Consider the following 19,038-nt stretch of genomic DNA (forward strand, 5'->3'; position numbering starts at 1 on the left):
GGCTGTGACCAGCACGCCGACGATGCTCACGAACCGCTCACCGCCGGCATCGGCGACGTAGTTCTCGATCGCCTCGGGGTCGCCGAACCAGTCGGGCAGCGATTCGAGGATCGTCCGTACGGCCCCGGGGTCTCGTCGCAGCTCGAAAGCCACCGTCATCGCGGCAAGTCGGCCAGGCGCGACCAGGGTCACCCGGCCTGAAGGCGCAGGCTCCACGATGTCGGCACGCGCGGGATGCGGTACTGCTCGGGCAGGGCAGGACCCACGGATGCCGAGCCCACGCCCTGCTGCGCGTGATCGAGGTTGAGCCACACCCGGCCAGAGTCGACGAGCTCGTGAGGCTTGGCAGCCCGCGTGAGGTCGTGAGACGTCCAGCGGCGTGCCGTGAAGTCGAACTCGGGGCGCCCGTCGACCCGCAGCGACGGCATCCCGGGTCCGGTGACCTCGAGCCACCGCGTCTGCACGTGGTTGCCGTTCTCCTGCGGCACCGGGTACGGCACCTGCAGGTCGTCGACGGATGCCGCGTACCGGCCCACCCGCGAGCCTTCGTACGAGTCGACGTACGTCTCGCCGGGGCCGCGGCCGAACCACGTCACCCGCTCGGCCACGCCCGGCAGGGCGAACAGGAGACCGAGGCGCGGCACGAGGATGTCGCGGCCGAGATACGGGGTGTCCGACCACGGGCCGACGAAGTCAGCAGTCGCGTCGAGCACGAGCCCGTCGCCGTCGGCCGCCCAGGTCATGCTCCACGCGACGCCGTGCGGATGCGTGCGCGGCGCCGTGCGCCCGCGCACGGTGAGCCGGCCCGCTCCCGTCGACACCTCGTCGATGCGGTGCAGCAGCCGGTCGAGCATCGTCTTGTGCCACACCGAGGCGAGGTCGTTCGTCGCACCCTGGCCGTGGTCGTTCTCGGTGGGCGCGCGGTACAGGTCCAGCGTCGGTCCGTCGAGCTCGAGGTCCCCGAGCCGCACGAGGCGTCCGGTGGCCGCATCGAACGTGCCCGCCCCGACCTCGACCACCTCGCGGGCCACGGCCGCCGAGAAGGCGAACCGCAGCGCGGGCACGCCTGCTCCCGGTGCGGGCGCGGCGACGACCTGAGCCGTACGCGCCACCCGCTGCCCCCACGCCACGACGTGCCCGGCAGGCGCCCACCGCGCCTCTGCGGCGAGCGCCGCCTCGACAGTCAGCACCACGTCGTGGGGAGTGGATGCCACACCCGCAGCCGCCGCGAGCGCCTGGGCGGCGGCATCCGGGATCGCGATCTCGACGGCGGAGCCCGCGGCCAGCGCGGGGACCTCGAGCACGCCGCTCGCGACCGGCAGGCCGTCGGCCTCGACGCTCCAGCCGAAGGCCAGGTCGGACGTGTCGATCGTGTGCCGGTCGTTCTCGACCCGCACCGACGCCTCGCCGACGGTGATCAGCACCGGCTCGTGCGCCTTGGCGAGCTCGACGAGACCCGGCGTCGGCGTGCGGTCGCTGAACACCAGGCCGTGCAGGCTGAAACGGCCGCCGCGCGGCTCGTAGTCCACGTCGTCGCCGTGCATCACGATGCGCTCGCCCGCGGGCCCGTCCCCGTGGAACCCGTGGTCGATCCACTCCCAGACGAACGCGCCGCACAGGCGCTCGTGCGCACGGATGATGCGCCAGTAGTCCTGCAGCGAGCCGGGGCCGTTGCCCATCGCGTGCGCGTACTCGACCAGCAGGAAGGGCAGCCCGCGACGGCGCTCGTCATCGGCGTCCGAGATGCCGTCGGGGGCGTCCTCGTCGGCGTCGAACACCATGCCGTGCATGCTGAGGCGGCCGCCGCGGGGTTCCTCGCGCCGGCCGATCCGCTCCAGCAGCTCCAGCGACGGATACATCAGCGAGTAGAAGTCGGAGTCGCGGTAGCGCGGGTCGCGCTCGTACAGCACCGCGCGCGACGGATCGCGGGCGTCGAGCCACTCCCGCATCTCGCGGAACCCGTCGCCGGTCATGCTCTCATTCGCGAGCGACCACACCACGATGCTCGGGTGGTTCTTCAGAGGCTCGACGGTGCGGTGCAGGCGGTCCATGATCGCGTCGCGCCACTCGGGCATCGCGGGCGGGTTGTGCTCCCACCCCTCGTAGATGAACCCGTGGGTCTCGAGGTCGGCCTCGGCGACGACCCACAGCCCGTACTCGTCGCACAGCCGCAGGAATTCGGGATGCGGCGGGTAGTGGCTGGTGCGCACCGCGTCGACGTTGGCGCGCTTCATCAGCTCGATGTCGCGGATCATCGTCGCGCGGTCGAGCGTGCGACCGCTGTCGGGGTGGTGCTCGTGCCGGTTGACACCGCGGAACGTCACCGCGCGTCCGTTCACCGTGAACACCCCGTCGACGACCTCGACGTGACGGAACCCGATCGCGAGCGAAAGGGTCTCGGACGCCGTGCGGACGGTGCCGCGGTACAGCCGCGGGCTCTCGGCGCTCCACGGCTCGACGGGGACTGTGACGCTCTCGCCCGCGGCGATGCGCAGGCCCAGCTCGGGCACCTCGACCAGCGCCGGCGGTGCGGCGGAGGCGGCGGCATCCCCTCCCGACGGCGTCACGTCGACTCGCAGCGTGCCGAGTCCGCTCGCCGCGTCGTAGTCGGCGTGCACGAAGTGGTCGTCGATGCCCCCGGCCGGGCGCGCGAGCAGCTCGACGTCGCGGAAGATGCCGGGCAGCCACCACATGTCCTGGTCCTCGAGGTACGTCCCCGCCGACCAGCGCTGCACGCGCACGCACAGCACGTTGCGGCCGGGACGCACCGGGGCATCGAACTCGAAGGGCAGACGACTGCCGGTCGACCAGCCCAGCTCCTCGCCGTTGAGCCAGACCTTGGCGCACGAGTCGACGCCCTGGAACCGCAGCACGGCCGTGCCGCCGACGCCCGCGAAGGACTCCGGCGCCTCGAACACGAGCCGGTAGTCGCCGGTGGGGTTCTCGTCCGATACGTACGGCGGGTCGAGCGGGATCGGGTACGCGGTGTTCGTGTACAGCGGGCCCTCGGCGGTCCCGAGCATGCGGCGCGCGGGGCCGCCGGCCAGCGGGGTGAAGGGCTCGAGCACCCAGTGCGAGGGGACCGCCATCGCGTCCCACCCGCTGTCGTCGAAATCAGCGGCCAGGAACGCGTCGCCGGTGCCCTCGGCGGTCGGCGAGAGACGGAAGCGCCACGTGCCGTTGAGGCTCAGCACCTCCGCGTCGGTCAGGGCCTCGGCGCGCGGCGTGCGGCGCCCGGCCCCCGGCTGCGTGCTCTCCCAGTACCGGTCCGTCGCCGTCGCTCGCACGGATCCGCTAGTCTGCATGTCCATAAGGGGTTGCATATCCATTCCTGATTGAATGCGATTGCAGTCTAACTCAGCGAGGAGCCGCCATGGCAAGAACGATCGCACACCCCCGGACGAGGGGCACGCAGGCGATGCGCACCCAGGCTGCGGCGGTCGTCCCCGGGGCGATCGCACGGGCGGTGGGCGAGGCATCCCGCATCAAGGCGCGCGCCATCGACCGCGTCGCCTACGCGAGCGACGCCTCGCACTTCCTGCTCACGCCGCAGGCCGTCGTGATCGCCGCCGACGCCGCCGAGGTCGGCGCGGTGATGCGCGCCGCGACGACGAGCGGGTCGCCGCTGACGTTCCGCTCCGGCGGCACCAGCCTGTCGGGGCAGGCAACGACCGAGGGCATCCTCGTCGATGTGCGGCAGCGGTTCCGCCGCATCGACGTCGAGGACGACGGCCGCCGTGTGCGCGTGCAGCCCGGCGCGACGGTGCGACAGGTCAACGCGCGCCTCGCGCGGCACGGCCACCGCCTCGGCCCCGACCCTGCGAGCGAGATCGCCTGCACGATCGGCGGCGTGGTCAACAACAACTCCAGCGGCATGGCGTGCGGCGTCACCGAGAACACCTACCAGACGCTCGAGTCGCTCGTCTTCGTGCTGCCCTCGGGCACCGTGGTCGACTCGGGCGCGCCCGACGCCGATGCCGCGCTGCGGGCGGCCGAGCCCGAACTCGTGGAGCGCCTGATGCGGCTGCGCGATCGCGTCGTGTCGAACCCGGCCTCGGTCGAGATCATCCGCCGCCAGTTCGCCATGAAGAACACGATGGGCTACGCGGTCAACGCATTCCTCGACTTCGGCACGCCGGCGCAGCTGCTCGCGCACCTCGTCGTCGGCAGCGAGGGCACGCTGGCGTTCGTCGCCGAGGCGACCTACCGCACCGTGCCGATCCTGCCGCGCATCTCGACGGCGCTCACGGTGTTCCCCGACCTCGAGGCTGCCACCCGGGCGCTCCCCGACCTGGTCGCGACGGGCGCGGCGACCCTGGAGCTGATGGATGCCGCGTCCCTCCGCGTCGGGCAGTCGCTGGCCGGCGCGCCGCGGCAGATCACCGGGCTCACCGTGCGCGACCAGGCGGCCCTGCTCGTCGAGTACCACGCGCACACCGACGAGGAACTGGCCGACCTCGTCGCCCGCGGCACGCGCACGCTGTCGGCGCAGCCGCTGGAGGCACCGGTCGGGTTCAGCGCCGATGCGGCCGAGCGCGCCGTCGCGTGGAAGCTGCGCAAGGGCCTGTACGCATCCGTCGCGGGCGCCCGGCCGAGCGGCACGACGGCCCTGCTGGAGGACGTCGTGGTGCCGGTCGAGCGCCTCGCCGCCACGTGCGGCAGCCTGCAGAGGCTGTTCGACCGGTACGACTACGGCGACAGCGTGATCTTCGGGCACGCCAAGGACGGCAACATCCACTTCATGCTGACGGATCGGTTCGAGCCGGCCGACCAGCTTGCGCGCTACGCCGCGTTCACCGAGGACATGGTCGACCTGGTGCTCGACGCCGGCGGCAACCTCAAAGCCGAGCACGGCACCGGCCGCGTCATGGCGCCCTACGTGCGCCGCCAGTACGGCGACGAGCTCGCCGACGTCATGCGCGAGCTCAAGCGGCTGTGCGATCCGCATGGCATCCTCAACCCCGGGGTGATCGTCGACGACGACCCCGAGGCCCACCTCAAGCACATCAAGCTCGCCGATCCGATCGAGGCCGAGGCCGACCGCTGCGTCGAGTGCGGCTACTGCGAGCCGGTCTGCCCGAGCCGCGACCTGACCCTGACCCCGCGGCAGCGGATCGTCACGCGGCGCGCGATCGCGCGGGCCGAGGCATCCGGCGACGACGCCCTCGCGCGCGAGCTGGAACGGGACTACGGCTACGCCGGCGTCGACACGTGCGCCGTCGACGGCATGTGCCAGACGGCGTGCCCGGTGCTGATCAACACCGGCACGCTCGTCAAGCGGCTGCGCCGTGAGGACGCGGGCCGCGTCGCGGGCACCGCATGGGCCGGTGCGGCGAACGCGTGGGGTGCTGCGACGCGCGTCGCGAGCGCGGGGCTGAGCGTGGCCGACCGGATGCCGGCGGCCGTGGTGACCGCGGCGACAGACCTCGGCCGTGCCGTGCTCGGCGCCGACACCGTGCCCCGCTACACCGACGACCTGCCGCGCGGCGGGCGCGCCCGCTCGAAGCTCGGCGCGTCGATCGGCGGCGGGGAGGACGCGCCGGTCGCGGTGTTCCTGCCGGCGTGCGTGGGAACGATGTTCGGCCCCGCCGACGCCGCCGACGGCACCCCGGGGATCGGCGCGACCGAGGCGTTCCGGCGACTGGCCGAGCGGGCCGGCGTGCGCCTGGTCGTGCCCGAGAACGTCGACACGCTGTGCTGCAGCACGCCGTGGACCTCGAAGGGCTACGCCGACGGACGCGCCGCGATGTCGCGCCGCGTCGTCGCGGCCCTCGCCGAGGCCTCACCCGGCGGTCGGCTCACCGTGGTGACCGACGCGTCGTCGTGCACCGAGGGCTTCGTGCACCTGCTGGCCGACGCGGGGGTCGAGACCACCGTCGAGGACGCCGTGGCCTTCACCGAGCGCGAGCTGCTGCCGCGCCTGGGCGCCGTCACGCCGCTCGTCGGCACGCTGGCGCTGCATCCGACCTGCTCGTCGACGCAGCTGGGCCTCGATCCGGCGTTGCAGCGCGTGGCCACTGTCGTGGCCGGCGAGGTCGTCGTGCCCGATTCGTGGGGATGCTGCGGCTTCGCCGGCGACCGCGGGATGCTGCATCCCGAGCTCACCGCGTCGGCCACGGCGCCCGAGGCTGCCGAGGTGCGCGCGCTCCGCGCCGACGCCCACGCGTCCTGCAACCGCACCTGCGAGCTCGGCATGACCCGCGCCACCGGCGCGGACTACCGCCACGTGCTGGAGCTGCTGGAGGAGGCGACGCGACTTCGTGGTCGTTGAGCGGAGCGAGGAACGAGCGAAGACGAAACGTGGCGAGACGCCTTCGAGGACCCGGGCTGCGCGAACGTCGCGCGAGTGGCCGGGTCCGATCGGCGGCTCACGGCGTTTCGTCTCGCTCCGCTCGCTCAACGACCTGTGGTCGCGGCCGTCGACTCCCGCACCACGAGCTCGGGCTGGAAGCGCACGGTGCGCTCGTGCCCGCCGTCGGGCTCCTCGAGCTCTTTGAGCAGCAGGTCGACCGCGGTGTACCCGATGAGGTGCGCCGGCTGGCGCACCGAGCTGAGCGGCACGACGGTCGCCGAGGCGAAATCGATGTCGTCGTAGCCGACGAGCGCGATGTCACGAGGCACCTGCACGTCCGACATGAGCGAGAAGGCCTGCAGCGCACCCACCGCGAGCAGGTCGTTCGCCGCGAAGACGGCGTCCGGCCGTTCCTGCGGCGCCAGCCCTCGCAGCTGCTCCCCGGCCGCGCGGCCCTGCAGCACCGAGAGCGCGGCCATCTCGATCACCTCGAGCGTCGCCCCCTCGACCTCGGCGACGGCGCGGCGCGCGCCCTCGAGGCGGTCGGCCACCTGGCGGATCGAGCGCGGACCGCCGATGAACGCGATGCGCCGGCGGCCGGTCGACAGCAGGTGCGCGACCGCGAGGTACCCGCCCTCGACGTCGTCGACCGACACCGAGGCCAGCGCGGTCGCGGCGTCCTCATGGTCGACGAGGATCACCGGCACGCCGGCGTTCTGCAGCCGCACGAGGGCCGCCAGGTCGCCGTCGACCGGGGTCACCAGCACGCCGTTCACCCGCTGCTCGCGGAACAGCTCCAGGTACGCGTCCTCGCGATCGGAGCGCTCGTCGCTGTTGCCGAGCAGCACGCTCATGCCCGATTCGGCGGCGCGGTCCTCGGCGCCGCGCGCCACCTCGGCGAAGAACGGGTTGCCCGAGTCGAGCACGATCAGCGCGATGCTGCGGCTGCGTCCGGCCCGCAGCTGCCGGGCGGCGTCGTTGCGCACGAAGCCGAGCTCCTCGATCGCCTGCGTGACCCGTTCCACGGTCGCCGGCGACACCTTCTCGGGCCGGTTGAGCACGTTCGAGACGGTCCCCACCGACACGGAAGCCGCCGCAGCGACATCTCGCACGCTCACCACCATGACACTCCCAGGGTTTGTTCTCGCTGTCCGCGAGTGTAGGGCACCGCACCGCCCGGGCAAGCGGAGTCCCGCCTGCCGGGCGCCGGTCAGGCGTCCGCCGCGATCGTCGCACCGGCCTCGCGGCGCGCCGACAGGTCGGCGAGCCGTTCCGCGATGGTCTGCTGCACGTCGGGACCGGCGAACATGAACAGCGCCTCGCCGAGCTCGCGGCGGTCGGACCACCGCGTGGTCGTGCGGAACGCGTGCGCGGCCTCGGGATTCGCGGCCTCCAGCGCCGTGCCGATGGCGCGGTAGGCGTCGAGGTCGTCGATCACGGCGGCCAGCGTCGAGTCCATGCCGATGCGGGACGAGGACGCCGGGGGTGCGGCATCCGCCGTCTCCCATTCATGCGCACCCGAGCCGACCTCGAAGGACCGGCCGTCGGGCAGCACGACGACGGCCGTCGTGTTGGGCGGCACGGTCGCCGTCACCCGCACGACGCCGCCCTCGCGCGACCAGCCGGCGCGGGCCGTGCCGTAGGGCGTGAGGTGCTCGGCCGACGCGAAGTCGAACTCCGCGAGCGGGTGCGGCTCGATGCGCAGTCGCGCGTAGCCGGGCGCGTCGGGGGCGAGGCCGGCGACCACGCGGTGCAGCCAGTCGCCGATCGCGCCCAGCGCGTAGTGGTTGAACGAGGTCATCTCGCCCGGGTTGATGGTGCCGTCGGGCAGCATCGAGTCCCAGCGCTCCCAGATCGTGGTGGCGCCCATCGTCACCGGGTACAGCCACGACGGGTTCTCGGTCTGCACCAGCAGACGCCGCGCGGTCTCGAGGTGTCCGGTGCGGGTGAGGGCGTCCTGGATGATCGGCGTGCCGACGAAGCCGGTGCCGATGCGGTACCCCGACAGCCGCGTGAGCTCGGCCAGGCGCGCGCCCAGCACCTCCTGCTGCTCGGCAGGGGCGATGTCGAACATGATCGCCATCGCGTACGCGGTCTGCGCGTCGGACATCATGCGGCCGGCCGGAGTGACGTACTCGGCGAGGAACGCCTGACGCACCTCTTCGGCGATCGTCGCGTACGCGTGCGCGGTGCTCTCGTCGCCGAGCAGCGCGGCCGCGCGCGCCACCGCGTCGACCGAGCGGAACAGGTAGGCCGATGCGACGATGTCGGCGTCGGTCTTGGCCTTGGCCGCCTGCTCCGGCGGCGCGTCAGGGTCGAGCCAGTCACCGAACTGGAACATGCCCTCCCACAGGCGGCGAGGACCGGCGAGGTCGATCAGCACGTCGGCCCACGCCTTCATGCTGTCGTACTGCCGTGCGACGGTCGCGGCGTCGGCGTAGCGCTCGTGGAGCACCCACGGCACGATCGTGGCGGCGTCACCCCACGCGGCGGCGGGGCGCGCGACACCGAGCGCGTTGGGCACGACGAACGGCACCACGCCGTCCTCCTGCTCCAGCGCGAGGTCGCGCAGCCACGAGTCGAGGAACCCGCGCACGTCGTACAGGAACGACGCCGTCGGCGCGAACACCTGGATGTCGCCCGTCCAGCCCAGGCGCTCGTCGCGCTGCGGGCAGTCCGTCGGCAGGTACAGGAAGTTGCCGCGCAGGCCCCACACGATGTTCTCGTGCAGCTGGTTGACGAGCGGATGGGATGCCTCGAACCACCCGGTCCGCTCCATGTCGCTGTGGATCACCACGGCGGTGACGGCGGCCGGGTCGAACTCGCCGGGCCACCCGTCGACCTCGGCGTAGCGGAAGCCGTGGAAGGTGAACTCGGGCTCCCACTCCTCGACGCCGTCGCCCGACAGCGTGTAGTGGTCGGTCGCGGCGGCCGCGCGCAGCGGGCGCGTTCCGAGCTCGCCGTGCTCGAGCACCTCGGCATGACGCAGCGTCACCACGGTTCCGGCAGGTCCCTCGACACGGATCCGCAGGCGTCCGACGAGGTTCTGCCCGAAGTCCAGCACCGTCTTGCCGGCGGGCGTCGCGATGACCTCGCGCACCGCGAGCTCGTCCAGGCGCCGCACGAACGGCGACACGCGCGCCTCGGGCGGGTGGATCGCATCTGCCTCGGCCGCCGGCATCCACTCCGACGCGTCGAAGCCGGCTTCGGCGAACCCGCGGCCGGCGTCGTCGACGAGCGCGAGGCGCGCGTCGTGATCCTCACCGGCATACAGGCCGCTCGCGGTGATCGGACCGGTCGCGGCCTGCCACGAGGCATCCGTCGTCACCCACTGCGCCGCCCCGTCGGCGTACTCGACGAGCAGCTGCCCGGCGAACCGCGGCTGGTCCGCGTACAGCGGACGGGCGTTCTCGCGGAAGCCGAACCGCTCGGTCGCCCACGCTCCCGCCAGCCGCACGCCGATCGCGTTGCGGCCCTCGGCGAGCAGGGCGGTGACGTCGGTGGTCTCGTGGATCGTGCGCTGCGGGTACGGCGTCCAGCCGGGCTTCATGACCTGGTCGTCGACGTCGGCGCCGCCGATCGCGACCTGGTACACGCCGACCGCGGTGGCGTACAGCGTCGCACGCGAGACGGGACCGGTGACCTCGAACTCGGTGCGCAGGTACGCGGGCCGGGCGGTCTCGGAGGGCGACGCCAGCCCGATGGCCGCTGCCTGCCACTCGCCCTCGCCGAGGAAGCCGGCGACCACGCGGCGCGGCGCGCTCCACTCCCCCGTCGTGCCGTCCTCACCGGTCACCCGCACGCGCAGCGACACCTCCTCGCGCGGCGCGAGCGGGGCGAACGGCCACGCGAGCTGCGTCGACGCCGGTCCGTCGACCCGGTGCGTCTCGAGCCCGCCCCCGCGGGTGAGCTCGATCTCGGCCGACGCCTGGCGCCAGTCCGGCGTGTCGGTCTCGGTGCGCCAGCCGAAGCGGGGCTCGGGGGCGGCCACGACGTCGCTGCGATACGGCGCGTCGATCGTGAGATGAGGAACGGTGCTCATGGCACTCCTTCGTGCGTTGCGGTCTTCTTCGAGTTCGGACGGGTGGATGCCGCGATCAGGCGGACACGAGCGCAGCGGGCGCCGCGACGGCGGGAGCGGTGACGACGATGCGGTGGATGCCGTGGGGCAGCTCGGCGGGCGCCGGGGCGTCGCCCACGGTGACGACGGAGGTCGCGGTGACGGGAAGGTCCAGCAGCGCCCGCGCGCCGAAGGGCACCTCGAGGGTCACCTCGAACCGGTCGCCGTCGACGCGCCAGTCGATCGCGAGGCGGCCGTGCGGGGTCCGGATCGACGCGGCGGCGCAGTCGAGCCCGACCGCCGGGCGCGGCGCGACATGCACCGTGCGGTAGCCGGGGTCGTCGGCATCCGGGGCGAGGCCGGCCACCGTGCGGTACACCCAGTCGATCATCGCGCCGTAGGCGTAGTGGTTGAACGACAGCATGCCGGTGTCGTCCTCGGACGCGTCCTCGGTCGGCAGTGCGTCCATCGCGCCGGAGTGGATGCTGCCGTCGGGCAGGATCGCGTCCCAGCGCTCCCACACCGTCGTCGCGCCGCGGTCCACCTGGTACAGCCACGACGGCGCCTCGCGGCGCAGCAGCATGAGGTAGGCCTCGTCGAGGTAGCCGGCGTGCGACAGCGCGAACAGCACGAGCGGCGTGCCGAGGAACCCGGTCGCGATGCGGCCGTTCTCCCGCCGCACGTTCGCGGCGAGGCCGGCGGCGATCTCGTCGCGGCGCGCCGCCGGGGCGAGCCCGAACTCCAGGGCGATCGCGGCGCCGCTCTGGGTCTGCACCGCCTCGTCGCCCCAGCGCGCGAACGTCGCGCCGCCGACGCGGTCGGCGAGCGCGTCGTAGTCATCGGCCGACACCGTGTCGCCGAGCACCCGCTCGGCACGGGCGAGCAGGCGCGCGGACCACGCGTAGAAGGCGTTCGACACGAACTCCGACGACACCTTCGCCTCCCACGGCCGCTCGCCCGGCGCGTCGGGGTCGAGCCAGTCGCCGAACTGGAAGTCGCCGCCGGGCAGCACGTCGCCCTCGCCCGCGCGACGGCGCAGGTGCTCGACCCAGCGACGCATGCTGCGGCGCTGACGCACCAGCACCTCTTCCGAGCCGTACGACTCGTACACGGCGAGGGGCACGATGGTGGCGGCATCCGCCCAGCCGGCACGGCCCATGTTCTCGGTCGGGACACCGCCCATCAGCATGTCCTGCGGACGGATGATGTCGGGCACGACCGCGGGCACGCCGCCCTCGTCGGTCTGGTCGATCTCGAGGTCGCGCAGCCACGACATCCAGAACGCCTCGGCGTCCATCAGGGTGTTCGCGGTCGCGGCGAAGGCCTGCGCGTCTCCGGTCCAGCCGAGGCGCTCGTCGCGCTGCGGGCAGTCGGTGGGCACCGAGACGAAGTTGTCGCGCTGCGACCAGAACACGTTCGAGTGGAAGCGGTCCAGCGCCTCGTGCGACGACGAGAACGTGCTGCGCGGGCTCAGGTCGCTGGAGATCGCGACGGCCGTGGCCTCGACGACCTCGGCGCCGTCGACGTCGGCGTACCGGAAGCCGTGGAACGTGAACGCCGGTTCGAGCACCTGCTCGCCGTCGGCGCCGAGCGTGTACACGTCTGTCGCCCTGGCCGAGCGCAGCGCCTTCACATGCAGGTCGCCCGAGGGCTCGAGCACCTCGGCGTGACGCACGGTGACGACATCGCCCGCGCGTCCGCGCACGGTGAGCCGCACCCACCCCGACAGGTTCTGGCCGCCGTCCAGTCGCGTGCGGCCGCTGTGGGCCGACAGGGTCATCGGCAGCTCGGCGACGACCCGCACCGGAGGCGCGGACCGCGGCTCGAACCGCGCCGGGTCGATGTCGACGAGGGATGCCGCCCCCCAGTTCTCGCCGGAGAACCCCGGCTGGTGCACCGCGGGGTCGTCCAGTCGCAGGTCGGTGACCGTCCCGTCGTAGATGCTCGCGCTGCGGATCGCGCCGGGACCGGCCTGCCACGAGGCATCCGTCTTCGTCACGATCTCGCCGTCGGCCTCGACTTGCGCGAGTGCGCCGGTGCGGTCGCCGTAGATCGCCTGGCGGCGCGCGAATCCGAAGCTGCCGCGATACCAGCCGTCGGCGACGGCCAGCACGACGACATTGACGCCCTCGCGCAGCAGTGCCGTCACATCGAGCGTGTCGATGAGGATGCGCTCCTGGTACGACGTCCACCCCGGTGTGAGCAGCGCATCGGAGGCCCGCACCCCGTTGACCCAGGCATCCACGAGCCCGACGGCGCTCAGCCGCAGCCGCGCCGCTGCCGGCGCCTGCGCGAGCGTGAACTCTGTGCGCAGCAGCGGGACGGGCCCGTCGGCAGGCGTGTCGAGGCCGATGACCCGGGCCGTGAGTCCCGGGCCGTCCACGCCGGCCTCGACGATGAACGGCTCGCTCCACGCGGACCAGCCGGCCGTCGTGGCCACGCGCACGGCGAAGGCACGGCGCTCGCGGGGCGCGAGGGCACCCTCGACCGCGATGCCGGTGGTGCGCGAGGCGAGGACCGGCGCGGCCTCGGCGAGCGCGCCGCCCTCGGCGCCGGACGCGAGCTGGTACCCCACCAAGCGCGCCTGCGGGTCGTCGCTCTCGGCGCGCCAGCTGAGCCGCAGCCCGGTGCGCGGAACGCCGATCAGGCCCGCTCCGTGCTGGCTGCGCAGCTCGGTCACGCGGGTCGCCGCATCGGAGGACGTGGGGGCGGGGAGGGATGCCGTCATGGCCGAGTCCTTTCGGCGGATCGGCCGCTTCGCCGCCCGCCCGACCATCGTGAAACGATTCAGGGCTCGCTGTCAACCAATGTGTAGACCGTTACACGATCGTGATGGAGCGTTCTACATCGACCTGTTGACCCGCGCGCCCATCGGGTCGTACCGTACGAGAAGTTGAATGGTTTCAACCCGTGGGGACCCGAACCGTTCGATGTGGCACCAAGGAATTCCGGCAGCGTGGGCGGACCCTCCGCTCGGCTTTACAAGGAGGTAAAGATGAAGAGCTCCCCGACCAGGAGAGTGCTCCTCGCGGGTGCGGGCATCGTGGCACTGGCCGTGCCGCTGGCCGCGTGCAGCGGCGGCGGTGGCGGCGGATCGAGCGACGGCAAGGTCGAGATCTCGTTCCTGACGCAGAACACCGGCACCAACGTCGATGTCGCCAACGCCTTCATCGACGCGTTCGAGAAGGCCAACCCCGACATCACGGTCAAGCTGGAGACCCAGCCGGCCGGCACCGAGGGCGACAACCTCATGAAGACCAAGCTCGCCACCGGCGAGATGGAGGACGTCTTCGGCTACAACTCGGGCTCGCTGTTCCAGGCCCTCAACCCCGACCAGAACCTCGTACCGCTCGACGACGAGGACTGGGTCGACGGGCTCATCGACACGATGAAGGCCGTCGTCTCGACCGACAGCCACATCTACGGCGCACCTCTGGGAGCGAGCCAGGCCGGCGCCGTCGTGTACAACAAGAAGGTCTTCGCCGACCTCGGCCTCTCCGTCCCGAAGGACTGGGCCGAGTTCGAAGCCAACAACGAGAAGATCAAGGCTGCCGGCATCACCCCCGTCATCCAGACCTACGGCGACACCTGGACCAGCCAGCTGTTCGTGCTCGGCGACTTCGGCAACGTGCTCGCCGCCGATCCCGACTGGGCCGAGGCCTACACCAAGGGCGAGCGCAAGTACGTCGACGAGCCCGCCCTCGCCGGCTTCGCCAACCAGCAGGAGGGTTTCGACAAGGGCTGGTGGAACCAGGACTACGCGTCGGCGCTGTACGACGACGGCGCAAAGATGGTCGCCACCGGTGTCGGCGCGCAGTACCCGATCCTCACCGGCATCGTCTCGACGTTCCAGCAGAACTACCCGGACGACCTCGAGAACCTCGGCGTGTTCGCGCTGCCCGCTCACGACGCCGCAGACACCAAGCTGACGGTCTGGCTGCCCAACGCGGTCTACATCCCCAAGACGACCGAAGGCGACAAGCTCGAGGCCGCGAAGAAGTTCGTCGCGTTCATCAACTCGCCCGACGGCTGCGAAGTCCAGACCACGGTCATGGTGCCCAGCGGCCCGTTCGCCACGAGCGCCTGCACGCTGCCGGACGACGTGCCCGGTCTGCTGAAGGACATGCAGCCGTACTTCGACGACGGCAACACCAACCCGGCGCTGGAGTTCCTCTCGCCGATCAAGGGACCGAACCTCGAGAACATCACGGTGCAGGTCGGCTCGGGCATCAGCTCGGCGAAGGACGGCGCGGCCCTGTACGACGAGGATGTCGTCAAGCAGGCGCAGCAGCTGGGCCTCGAAGGCTGGTGATCCAGCGGGTCTGAGAGAACCGCCGGGGGTCGCGCCGGGCACGGCGCGGCCCCCGCTTCACGACACGTGCACTCATCGAAGGAGATGACATGACGACCATCGCAGAGCGCCCCACCGCGGCCGCAGAGGCTCCACCGCCCCACAAGAAGCGCAAGCGGATGAAGAGCATGTACCCCACATGGTTCTACATCCCGTCCGGCGTGCTCTACGTCGCGCTCTTCGCGGTGCCGACCTTCGCATCCTTCTACTTCAGCCTCACGCGCTGGTCGCTGTTCGACGTCGAGTTCATCGGGTTCGACAACTTCGTCACGTTCTTCAGCGAGCCGATGCTCTTCCAGGGCCTCATCAACACCTTCATCTACGGCTTCGTGACGTCGGGACTCAAGGTGGTCCTGGGCCTGGCCCTCGCACTGCTGCTGACCGGGAGCATCCTCGGACGCGGATACCTGCGCGCGACCATCTTCTTCCCCGTGCTGGTCTCGACGATCGGCGTCGGGGTGACCTTCAAGGTGCTGATGGACCCGTTCGACGGACTCATCAACAAGTCACTCGCGGTGTTCGGGATCCAGGGGCCGGGTTGGCTCACCGATCCGGCGTGGGCGCTGTTCTCGGTCGCCCTCGTGGACGTCTGGAAGGGCGTCGGCATCGCGACGCTCATCTACATCGCGGGCATCGTCGCGATCCCCCAGGAGTACTTCGAAGCGGCGAAGGTCGACGGCGCGAGTGCATGGAAGACGTTCCGCAACATCACGCTGCCGCTCGTCCAGCCCGCCACCGCGACCGTCGTGCTGCTGTCGCTGATCGGCGGCCTGCGCTCGTTCGACCTCATCTGGGCGATGACCCGCGGCGGCCCGGGCTTCTCGTCCGACGTGATCGCGTCGGTCATCTACAAGCAGTACCAGGCGGGCTTCTACGGCCTGTCGACGGCCGGCAACGTGGTGCTGTTCATCGTGGTGACCGCGATCGTGCTGCCCATCAACCACTACCTCACGAAGCGGCAGGTCGAGTCATGAGCCTCACGCGCACCCTCACCACCGCCGGGGCGAAGCCCGGCCGCATCCGGGCCGACCGCAGACCGCTGACGTTCCGGCGGTTCATGAAGAAGTACTTCGTCGGCATCATCGCGATCCTGGCGTCGATCGTCGTCTTCATCGTGCCGTTCGCGTTCATCTTCGTCACCGCGGTCAAGAACGAGCAGGAAGCCTCGCTGCTGGAGTTCTCACTGCCGCAGCAGGGGTGGCAGCTGTGGGAGAACGTCGTCGCCGTCTTCTCGGCCCGCGACTTCATCCTCGTGACGGCATTCATCAACAGCACGATCCTCACCGTCGCGTCGGTGGCCCTCATGGTCGTCCTGGCGGCGATGGTCGGCTACGTCCTCCAGCGCCGCAAGTCGCGCTGGAACGCCCTGGTGAACTTCTTCGTGCTCGCGGGGCTCATCGTCCCGCCGGCTGTCGTGCCCACGATCTGGGTCATGCAGAGCCTGGGGATCTTCAAGACCATGCCGGGCATGATCCTCATCGAGGTCACCTTCGGGCTGTCGTTCTGCATCCTGCTGTTCCGGGCGTTCGTCTCGACGATCCCGCGCGAGCTGGACGAGGCGGCGACGATCGATGGCGCCGGACCGCTGCGACTCTTCTTCACGGTCATCCTGCCGCTGCTCAAGCCGGTCGTGATCACCGTGATCGTGGTGCAGGCGGTGGCGGTCTTCAACGACTTCACCAACCCGCTCTACTTCTTCCCGGGCGACGACAACGCGACGGTGCAGCTGACGCTGTACAACTTCTCCAGCCAGAACCTCAGCCAGTGGAACCTGCTGTTCATGGACATCCTGCTCATCACGATCCCGCCGCTGATCATGTACATCTTCTTCAACCGGCAGATCGTGGCGGGCATGACCAGTGGGGCGGTCAAAGGCTGATGGAGCAGCAGGAGCGGGCGCTCGCCGCGTACGTGGACTCCGTCCGCGGCGAGCCCGGCGCCCTGGGCGTCGTGCTCGTCGGCTCCGTCGCGCAGGGCAGGGAGCGGGCAGACTCCGACGTCGACGTGTACCTCGTCGTGGACGACGCGCGCTTCGAGGCCGAGACCGCCGCCGGCAGGTTCGCGTGGGTCGAGCGCCGGGACGCCGACTACCCCGGCTCGTACATCGACATCAAGCTCGTGAGCCCGTCGTACCTCCGCGCGGCCGTCGAGCGGGCGGACGACCCGACGCGGGCGTCGTTCCTCGGCGCGCGCGTCGCGTGGAGCGAGCTGCCCGACCTCGGCGACACCGTCGCCCGGATCGCGACGCTCCCCGACGAGGTGTGGGACGAGCGGGTCCGCTCCCACGTCGCCCAGGCCCGCCTGCACGGCGGCTACTTCCTGCGGCAGGCGACCGAGCGCGGCGACGAGTTCCTGCGCCGCCACGCGGGTCTGCACCTGGCGCTCGCCGCCGCCCGGGCGGCACTCGCGGCGAACCGCGTCATGCTGCCGGGACCGAAGTACATCTCGAAGCTGGTGCGCGCCGTATCGACGCCGGAGGGCTTCGTCGCCGCGTGGGAGCGGGTCGTGGACGATCCCGACACGGCATCGGGCGCCGAGCTGCTGCGGGTGCTCGACGCCTGGCTGGGCGACGGGCTGTCGCCGGGCGACACCCTGTCGACCTTCATCCGCGACAACGAGCTGCACTGGCTGCGAGGAGGTGTCCCCGCCGAGTTCTGGTGAGCGCTTTCCCACTTGCGGAGAAGCGCGCGGGCATCTATCGTTGAAACGATTCACGAACGGATGCCGCTCCTCGCGGCATCCCCCGTCCCACAGGAGTCCTCCATGACGAGCACCGCGACGAAGCGGGTGTGCTTCCAGCTCGTGATCCGCCCCGAGCTGCTGGACGAGTACATCGCCCGCCACACGCCGGTCTGGCCCGAGATGCTCGCCGAGATCGCGGCTGCGGGGCGCCGCAACTACTCGCTGTTCCTCGGCGACGGCGGCCGGCTCATCGGCTACTACGAGACCGATGACGACGAGGCGGCGCAGGCCTACCTCGCCGGCTCCGAGGTGGCCGCGCGCTGGGAGGCCGAGATGGGCCGCTTCTTCGTCGGCCTCGACGGCCGCCCGGATCAGGCCGCCACGCCCCTCACCGAGATCTTCAACCTCCACGACCAACTGACCGCGGCGGAGGCTGCGGCCACCGCATCCGAGAACGAGAGCACCGCATCATGACGACGCTGTCACCCGACAACCTGTCCACCCTCGAGGGCCAGGGCATCGAACTGCCCAGCTGGGCGTTCGGCAACTCCGGCACCCGCTTCCGCGTGTTCACGACGCCCGGCACCCCGCGCGACCCCTACGAGAAGATCGCCGACGCCGCACAGGTCAACGCCTACACGAAGCTCGCGCCCAGCGTCGCGCTGCACATCCCGTGGGACAAGGTCGAGGACTACGCCGACCTGCGCCGTCACGCCGAAGACCTCGGCGTCAGCCTCGGCACGATCAACTCGAACACCTTCCAGGACGAGGACTACAAGTTCGGGGCGCTCACGCACCACGACGACCGCATCCGTCAGAAGGCCATCGACCACCACTTCGAGTGCATCGACATCATGCACGCCACCGGTTCGCGCGACCTCAAGATCTGGCTCGCCGAGGGCTCGAACTACCCGGGCCAGGCCGACATGCGCGCCCGGCAGGACCGCCTGCACGACTCGCTGCAGCAGATCTACGACCGTCTGTCGGACGAGCAGCGCCTCGTGCTGGAGTACAAGTTCTTCGAGCCGGCGTTTTACCACACCGATGTTCCGGACTGGGGCACCTCGTACGCGCAGGTGGTCGCCCTCGGCGACAAGGCGATGGTGTGCCTCGACACCGGCCACCACGCGCCGGGCACGAACATCGAGTTCATCGTGATGCAGCTGCTGCGACTCGGCAAGCTCGGCTCGTTCGACTTCAACTCGCGCTTCTACGCCGACGACGACCTCATCGTGGGGGCGGCCGACCCGTTCCAGCTGTTCCGCATCATCTTCGAGGTGATCCGCGGCGGCGGGCTGAACAACCCCGACGTGGCGTTCATGCTCGACCAGTGCCACAACGTCGAAGACAAGATCCCGGGCCAGATCCGCTCGGTGCTCAACGTCCAGGAGATGACGGCGCGCGCTCTGCTCGTCGACCGCGACGCGCTCGCGGCCGCGCAGCAGGCGAACGACGTGCTGGCCGCCAACGCGGTGTTCATGGATGCGTTCTACACCGACGTGCGCCCGGCCCTGGCCGAATGGCGCGAGTCGCGGGGCCTTGCGGCCGACCCGATGGCGGCGTACGCGGCATCCGGCTACCAGTCGAAGATCGCGGCCGACCGCGTCGGCGGCACGCAGGCCGGCTGGGGCGCGTAAGCGCCGACACAGACCC

General features: G+C 71.2%; 11 protein-coding genes. 7 read left to right on the forward strand and 4 right to left on the reverse strand.

Features of this window, described 5'->3' with window-relative positions; translation table 11 throughout:
* Window positions 1-188 precede the first annotated feature (188 nt).
* Complete coding sequence (locus tag ABEA46_RS15485; RefSeq protein ID WP_345545621.1) at window positions 189-3,311, reverse strand: glycoside hydrolase family 2 TIM barrel-domain containing protein; 3,123 nt, start codon at window positions 3,309-3,311, stop codon at window positions 189-191.
* 107 nt (window positions 3,312-3,418) lie between these two features.
* On the opposite strand from ABEA46_RS15485, the gene ABEA46_RS15490 reads away from it, so the two are divergent.
* Window positions 3,419-6,271: an FAD-binding and (Fe-S)-binding domain-containing protein gene (locus ABEA46_RS15490; RefSeq protein ID WP_345545764.1), complete on the forward strand. Its 2,853-nt coding sequence runs from the start codon at window positions 3,419-3,421 to the stop codon at window positions 6,269-6,271.
* A gap of 125 nt (window positions 6,272-6,396) precedes the next feature.
* Here ABEA46_RS15490 and ABEA46_RS15495 read toward each other — a convergent pair whose 3' ends face one another.
* The 3 genes from ABEA46_RS15495 to ABEA46_RS15505 all read right to left on the reverse strand — a co-directional run bounded on the left by ABEA46_RS15495 (window position 6,397) and on the right by ABEA46_RS15505 (window position 13,080).
* On the reverse strand, window positions 6,397-7,416 hold the full coding sequence (locus tag ABEA46_RS15495; RefSeq protein WP_345545622.1) for a LacI family DNA-binding transcriptional regulator: 1,020 nt from the start codon (window positions 7,414-7,416) through the stop codon (window positions 6,397-6,399).
* 86 nt (window positions 7,417-7,502) lie between these two features.
* Window positions 7,503-10,334 (reverse strand): alpha-L-rhamnosidase, encoded by a 2,832-nt coding sequence (locus tag ABEA46_RS15500; protein WP_345545624.1) that lies wholly within the window; start codon window positions 10,332-10,334, stop codon window positions 7,503-7,505.
* Between the two features lie 55 nt (window positions 10,335-10,389).
* Window positions 10,390-13,080: a family 78 glycoside hydrolase catalytic domain gene (locus ABEA46_RS15505; RefSeq protein WP_345545626.1), complete on the reverse strand. Its 2,691-nt coding sequence runs from the start codon at window positions 13,078-13,080 to the stop codon at window positions 10,390-10,392.
* Window positions 13,081-13,347: 267 nt separating this feature from the next.
* Here ABEA46_RS15505 and ABEA46_RS15510 point away from each other — a divergent pair, with 267 nt between their 5' ends.
* From ABEA46_RS15510 to rhaI, 6 genes are all read left to right on the forward strand, one after another.
* The gene (locus tag ABEA46_RS15510; RefSeq protein WP_345545628.1) at window positions 13,348-14,664 is read left to right on the forward strand and encodes an ABC transporter substrate-binding protein; all 1,317 of its coding nucleotides are present in this window, start codon (window positions 13,348-13,350) and stop codon (window positions 14,662-14,664) included.
* A gap of 89 nt (window positions 14,665-14,753) precedes the next feature.
* Window positions 14,754-15,677 (forward strand): carbohydrate ABC transporter permease, encoded by a 924-nt coding sequence (locus ABEA46_RS15515; protein ID WP_345545630.1) that lies wholly within the window; start codon window positions 14,754-14,756, stop codon window positions 15,675-15,677.
* A gap of 83 nt (window positions 15,678-15,760) precedes the next feature.
* Window positions 15,761-16,582 (forward strand): carbohydrate ABC transporter permease, encoded by an 822-nt coding sequence (locus ABEA46_RS15520; RefSeq protein ID WP_345545766.1) that lies wholly within the window; start codon window positions 15,761-15,763, stop codon window positions 16,580-16,582.
* Window positions 16,582-17,364, forward strand: a complete 783-nt coding sequence (locus ABEA46_RS15525) for a nucleotidyltransferase domain-containing protein (RefSeq protein WP_345545632.1) — start codon at window positions 16,582-16,584, stop codon at window positions 17,362-17,364. Before ABEA46_RS15520 ends, ABEA46_RS15525 begins: the two co-directional genes overlap by 1 nt.
* Window positions 17,365-17,466: 102 nt before the next feature.
* Window positions 17,467-17,859 (forward strand): L-rhamnose mutarotase, encoded by a 393-nt coding sequence (locus ABEA46_RS15530; protein WP_345545634.1) that lies wholly within the window; start codon window positions 17,467-17,469, stop codon window positions 17,857-17,859.
* A complete protein-coding gene (gene rhaI / locus ABEA46_RS15535) occupies window positions 17,856-19,022 on the forward strand; it encodes an L-rhamnose isomerase (RefSeq protein WP_345545635.1) in 1,167 nt (388 codons plus the stop codon). Before ABEA46_RS15530 ends, rhaI begins: the two co-directional genes overlap by 4 nt.
* The last annotated feature ends 16 nt before the right edge of the window (window positions 19,023-19,038 follow it).

Origin of the sequence: Microbacterium jejuense, assembly GCF_039544225.1 — a bacterium.
In the GTDB taxonomy this organism is placed as follows: Bacteria; Actinomycetota; Actinomycetes; order Actinomycetales; family Microbacteriaceae; genus Microbacterium; species Microbacterium jejuense.

What these genes read in the sequence shown, in the direction of transcription:
- ABEA46_RS15525 (WP_345545632.1), top strand. Translation starts at nt 16,582, where the DNA reads ATGGAGCAGCAGGAGCGGGCGCTCGCCGCGTACGTGGACTCCGTCCGC.
- ABEA46_RS15530 (WP_345545634.1), top strand. Translation starts at nt 17,467, where the DNA reads ATGACGAGCACCGCGACGAAGCGGGTGTGCTTCCAGCTCGTGATCCGC.
- ABEA46_RS15485 (WP_345545621.1), bottom strand. Translation starts at nt 3,311, where the DNA reads ATGGACATGCAGACTAGCGGATCCGTGCGAGCGACGGCGACGGACCGG.
- ABEA46_RS15510 (WP_345545628.1), top strand. Translation starts at nt 13,348, where the DNA reads ATGAAGAGCTCCCCGACCAGGAGAGTGCTCCTCGCGGGTGCGGGCATC.
- ABEA46_RS15500 (WP_345545624.1), bottom strand. Translation starts at nt 10,334, where the DNA reads ATGAGCACCGTTCCTCATCTCACGATCGACGCGCCGTATCGCAGCGAC.
- ABEA46_RS15490 (WP_345545764.1), top strand. Translation starts at nt 3,419, where the DNA reads ATGCGCACCCAGGCTGCGGCGGTCGTCCCCGGGGCGATCGCACGGGCG.
- ABEA46_RS15515 (WP_345545630.1), top strand. Translation starts at nt 14,754, where the DNA reads ATGACGACCATCGCAGAGCGCCCCACCGCGGCCGCAGAGGCTCCACCG.
- rhaI (WP_345545635.1), top strand. Translation starts at nt 17,856, where the DNA reads ATGACGACGCTGTCACCCGACAACCTGTCCACCCTCGAGGGCCAGGGC.
- ABEA46_RS15505 (WP_345545626.1), bottom strand. Translation starts at nt 13,080, where the DNA reads ATGACGGCATCCCTCCCCGCCCCCACGTCCTCCGATGCGGCGACCCGC.
- ABEA46_RS15520 (WP_345545766.1), top strand. Translation starts at nt 15,761, where the DNA reads ATGAAGAAGTACTTCGTCGGCATCATCGCGATCCTGGCGTCGATCGTC.
- ABEA46_RS15495 (WP_345545622.1), bottom strand. Translation starts at nt 7,416, where the DNA reads ATGGTGGTGAGCGTGCGAGATGTCGCTGCGGCGGCTTCCGTGTCGGTG.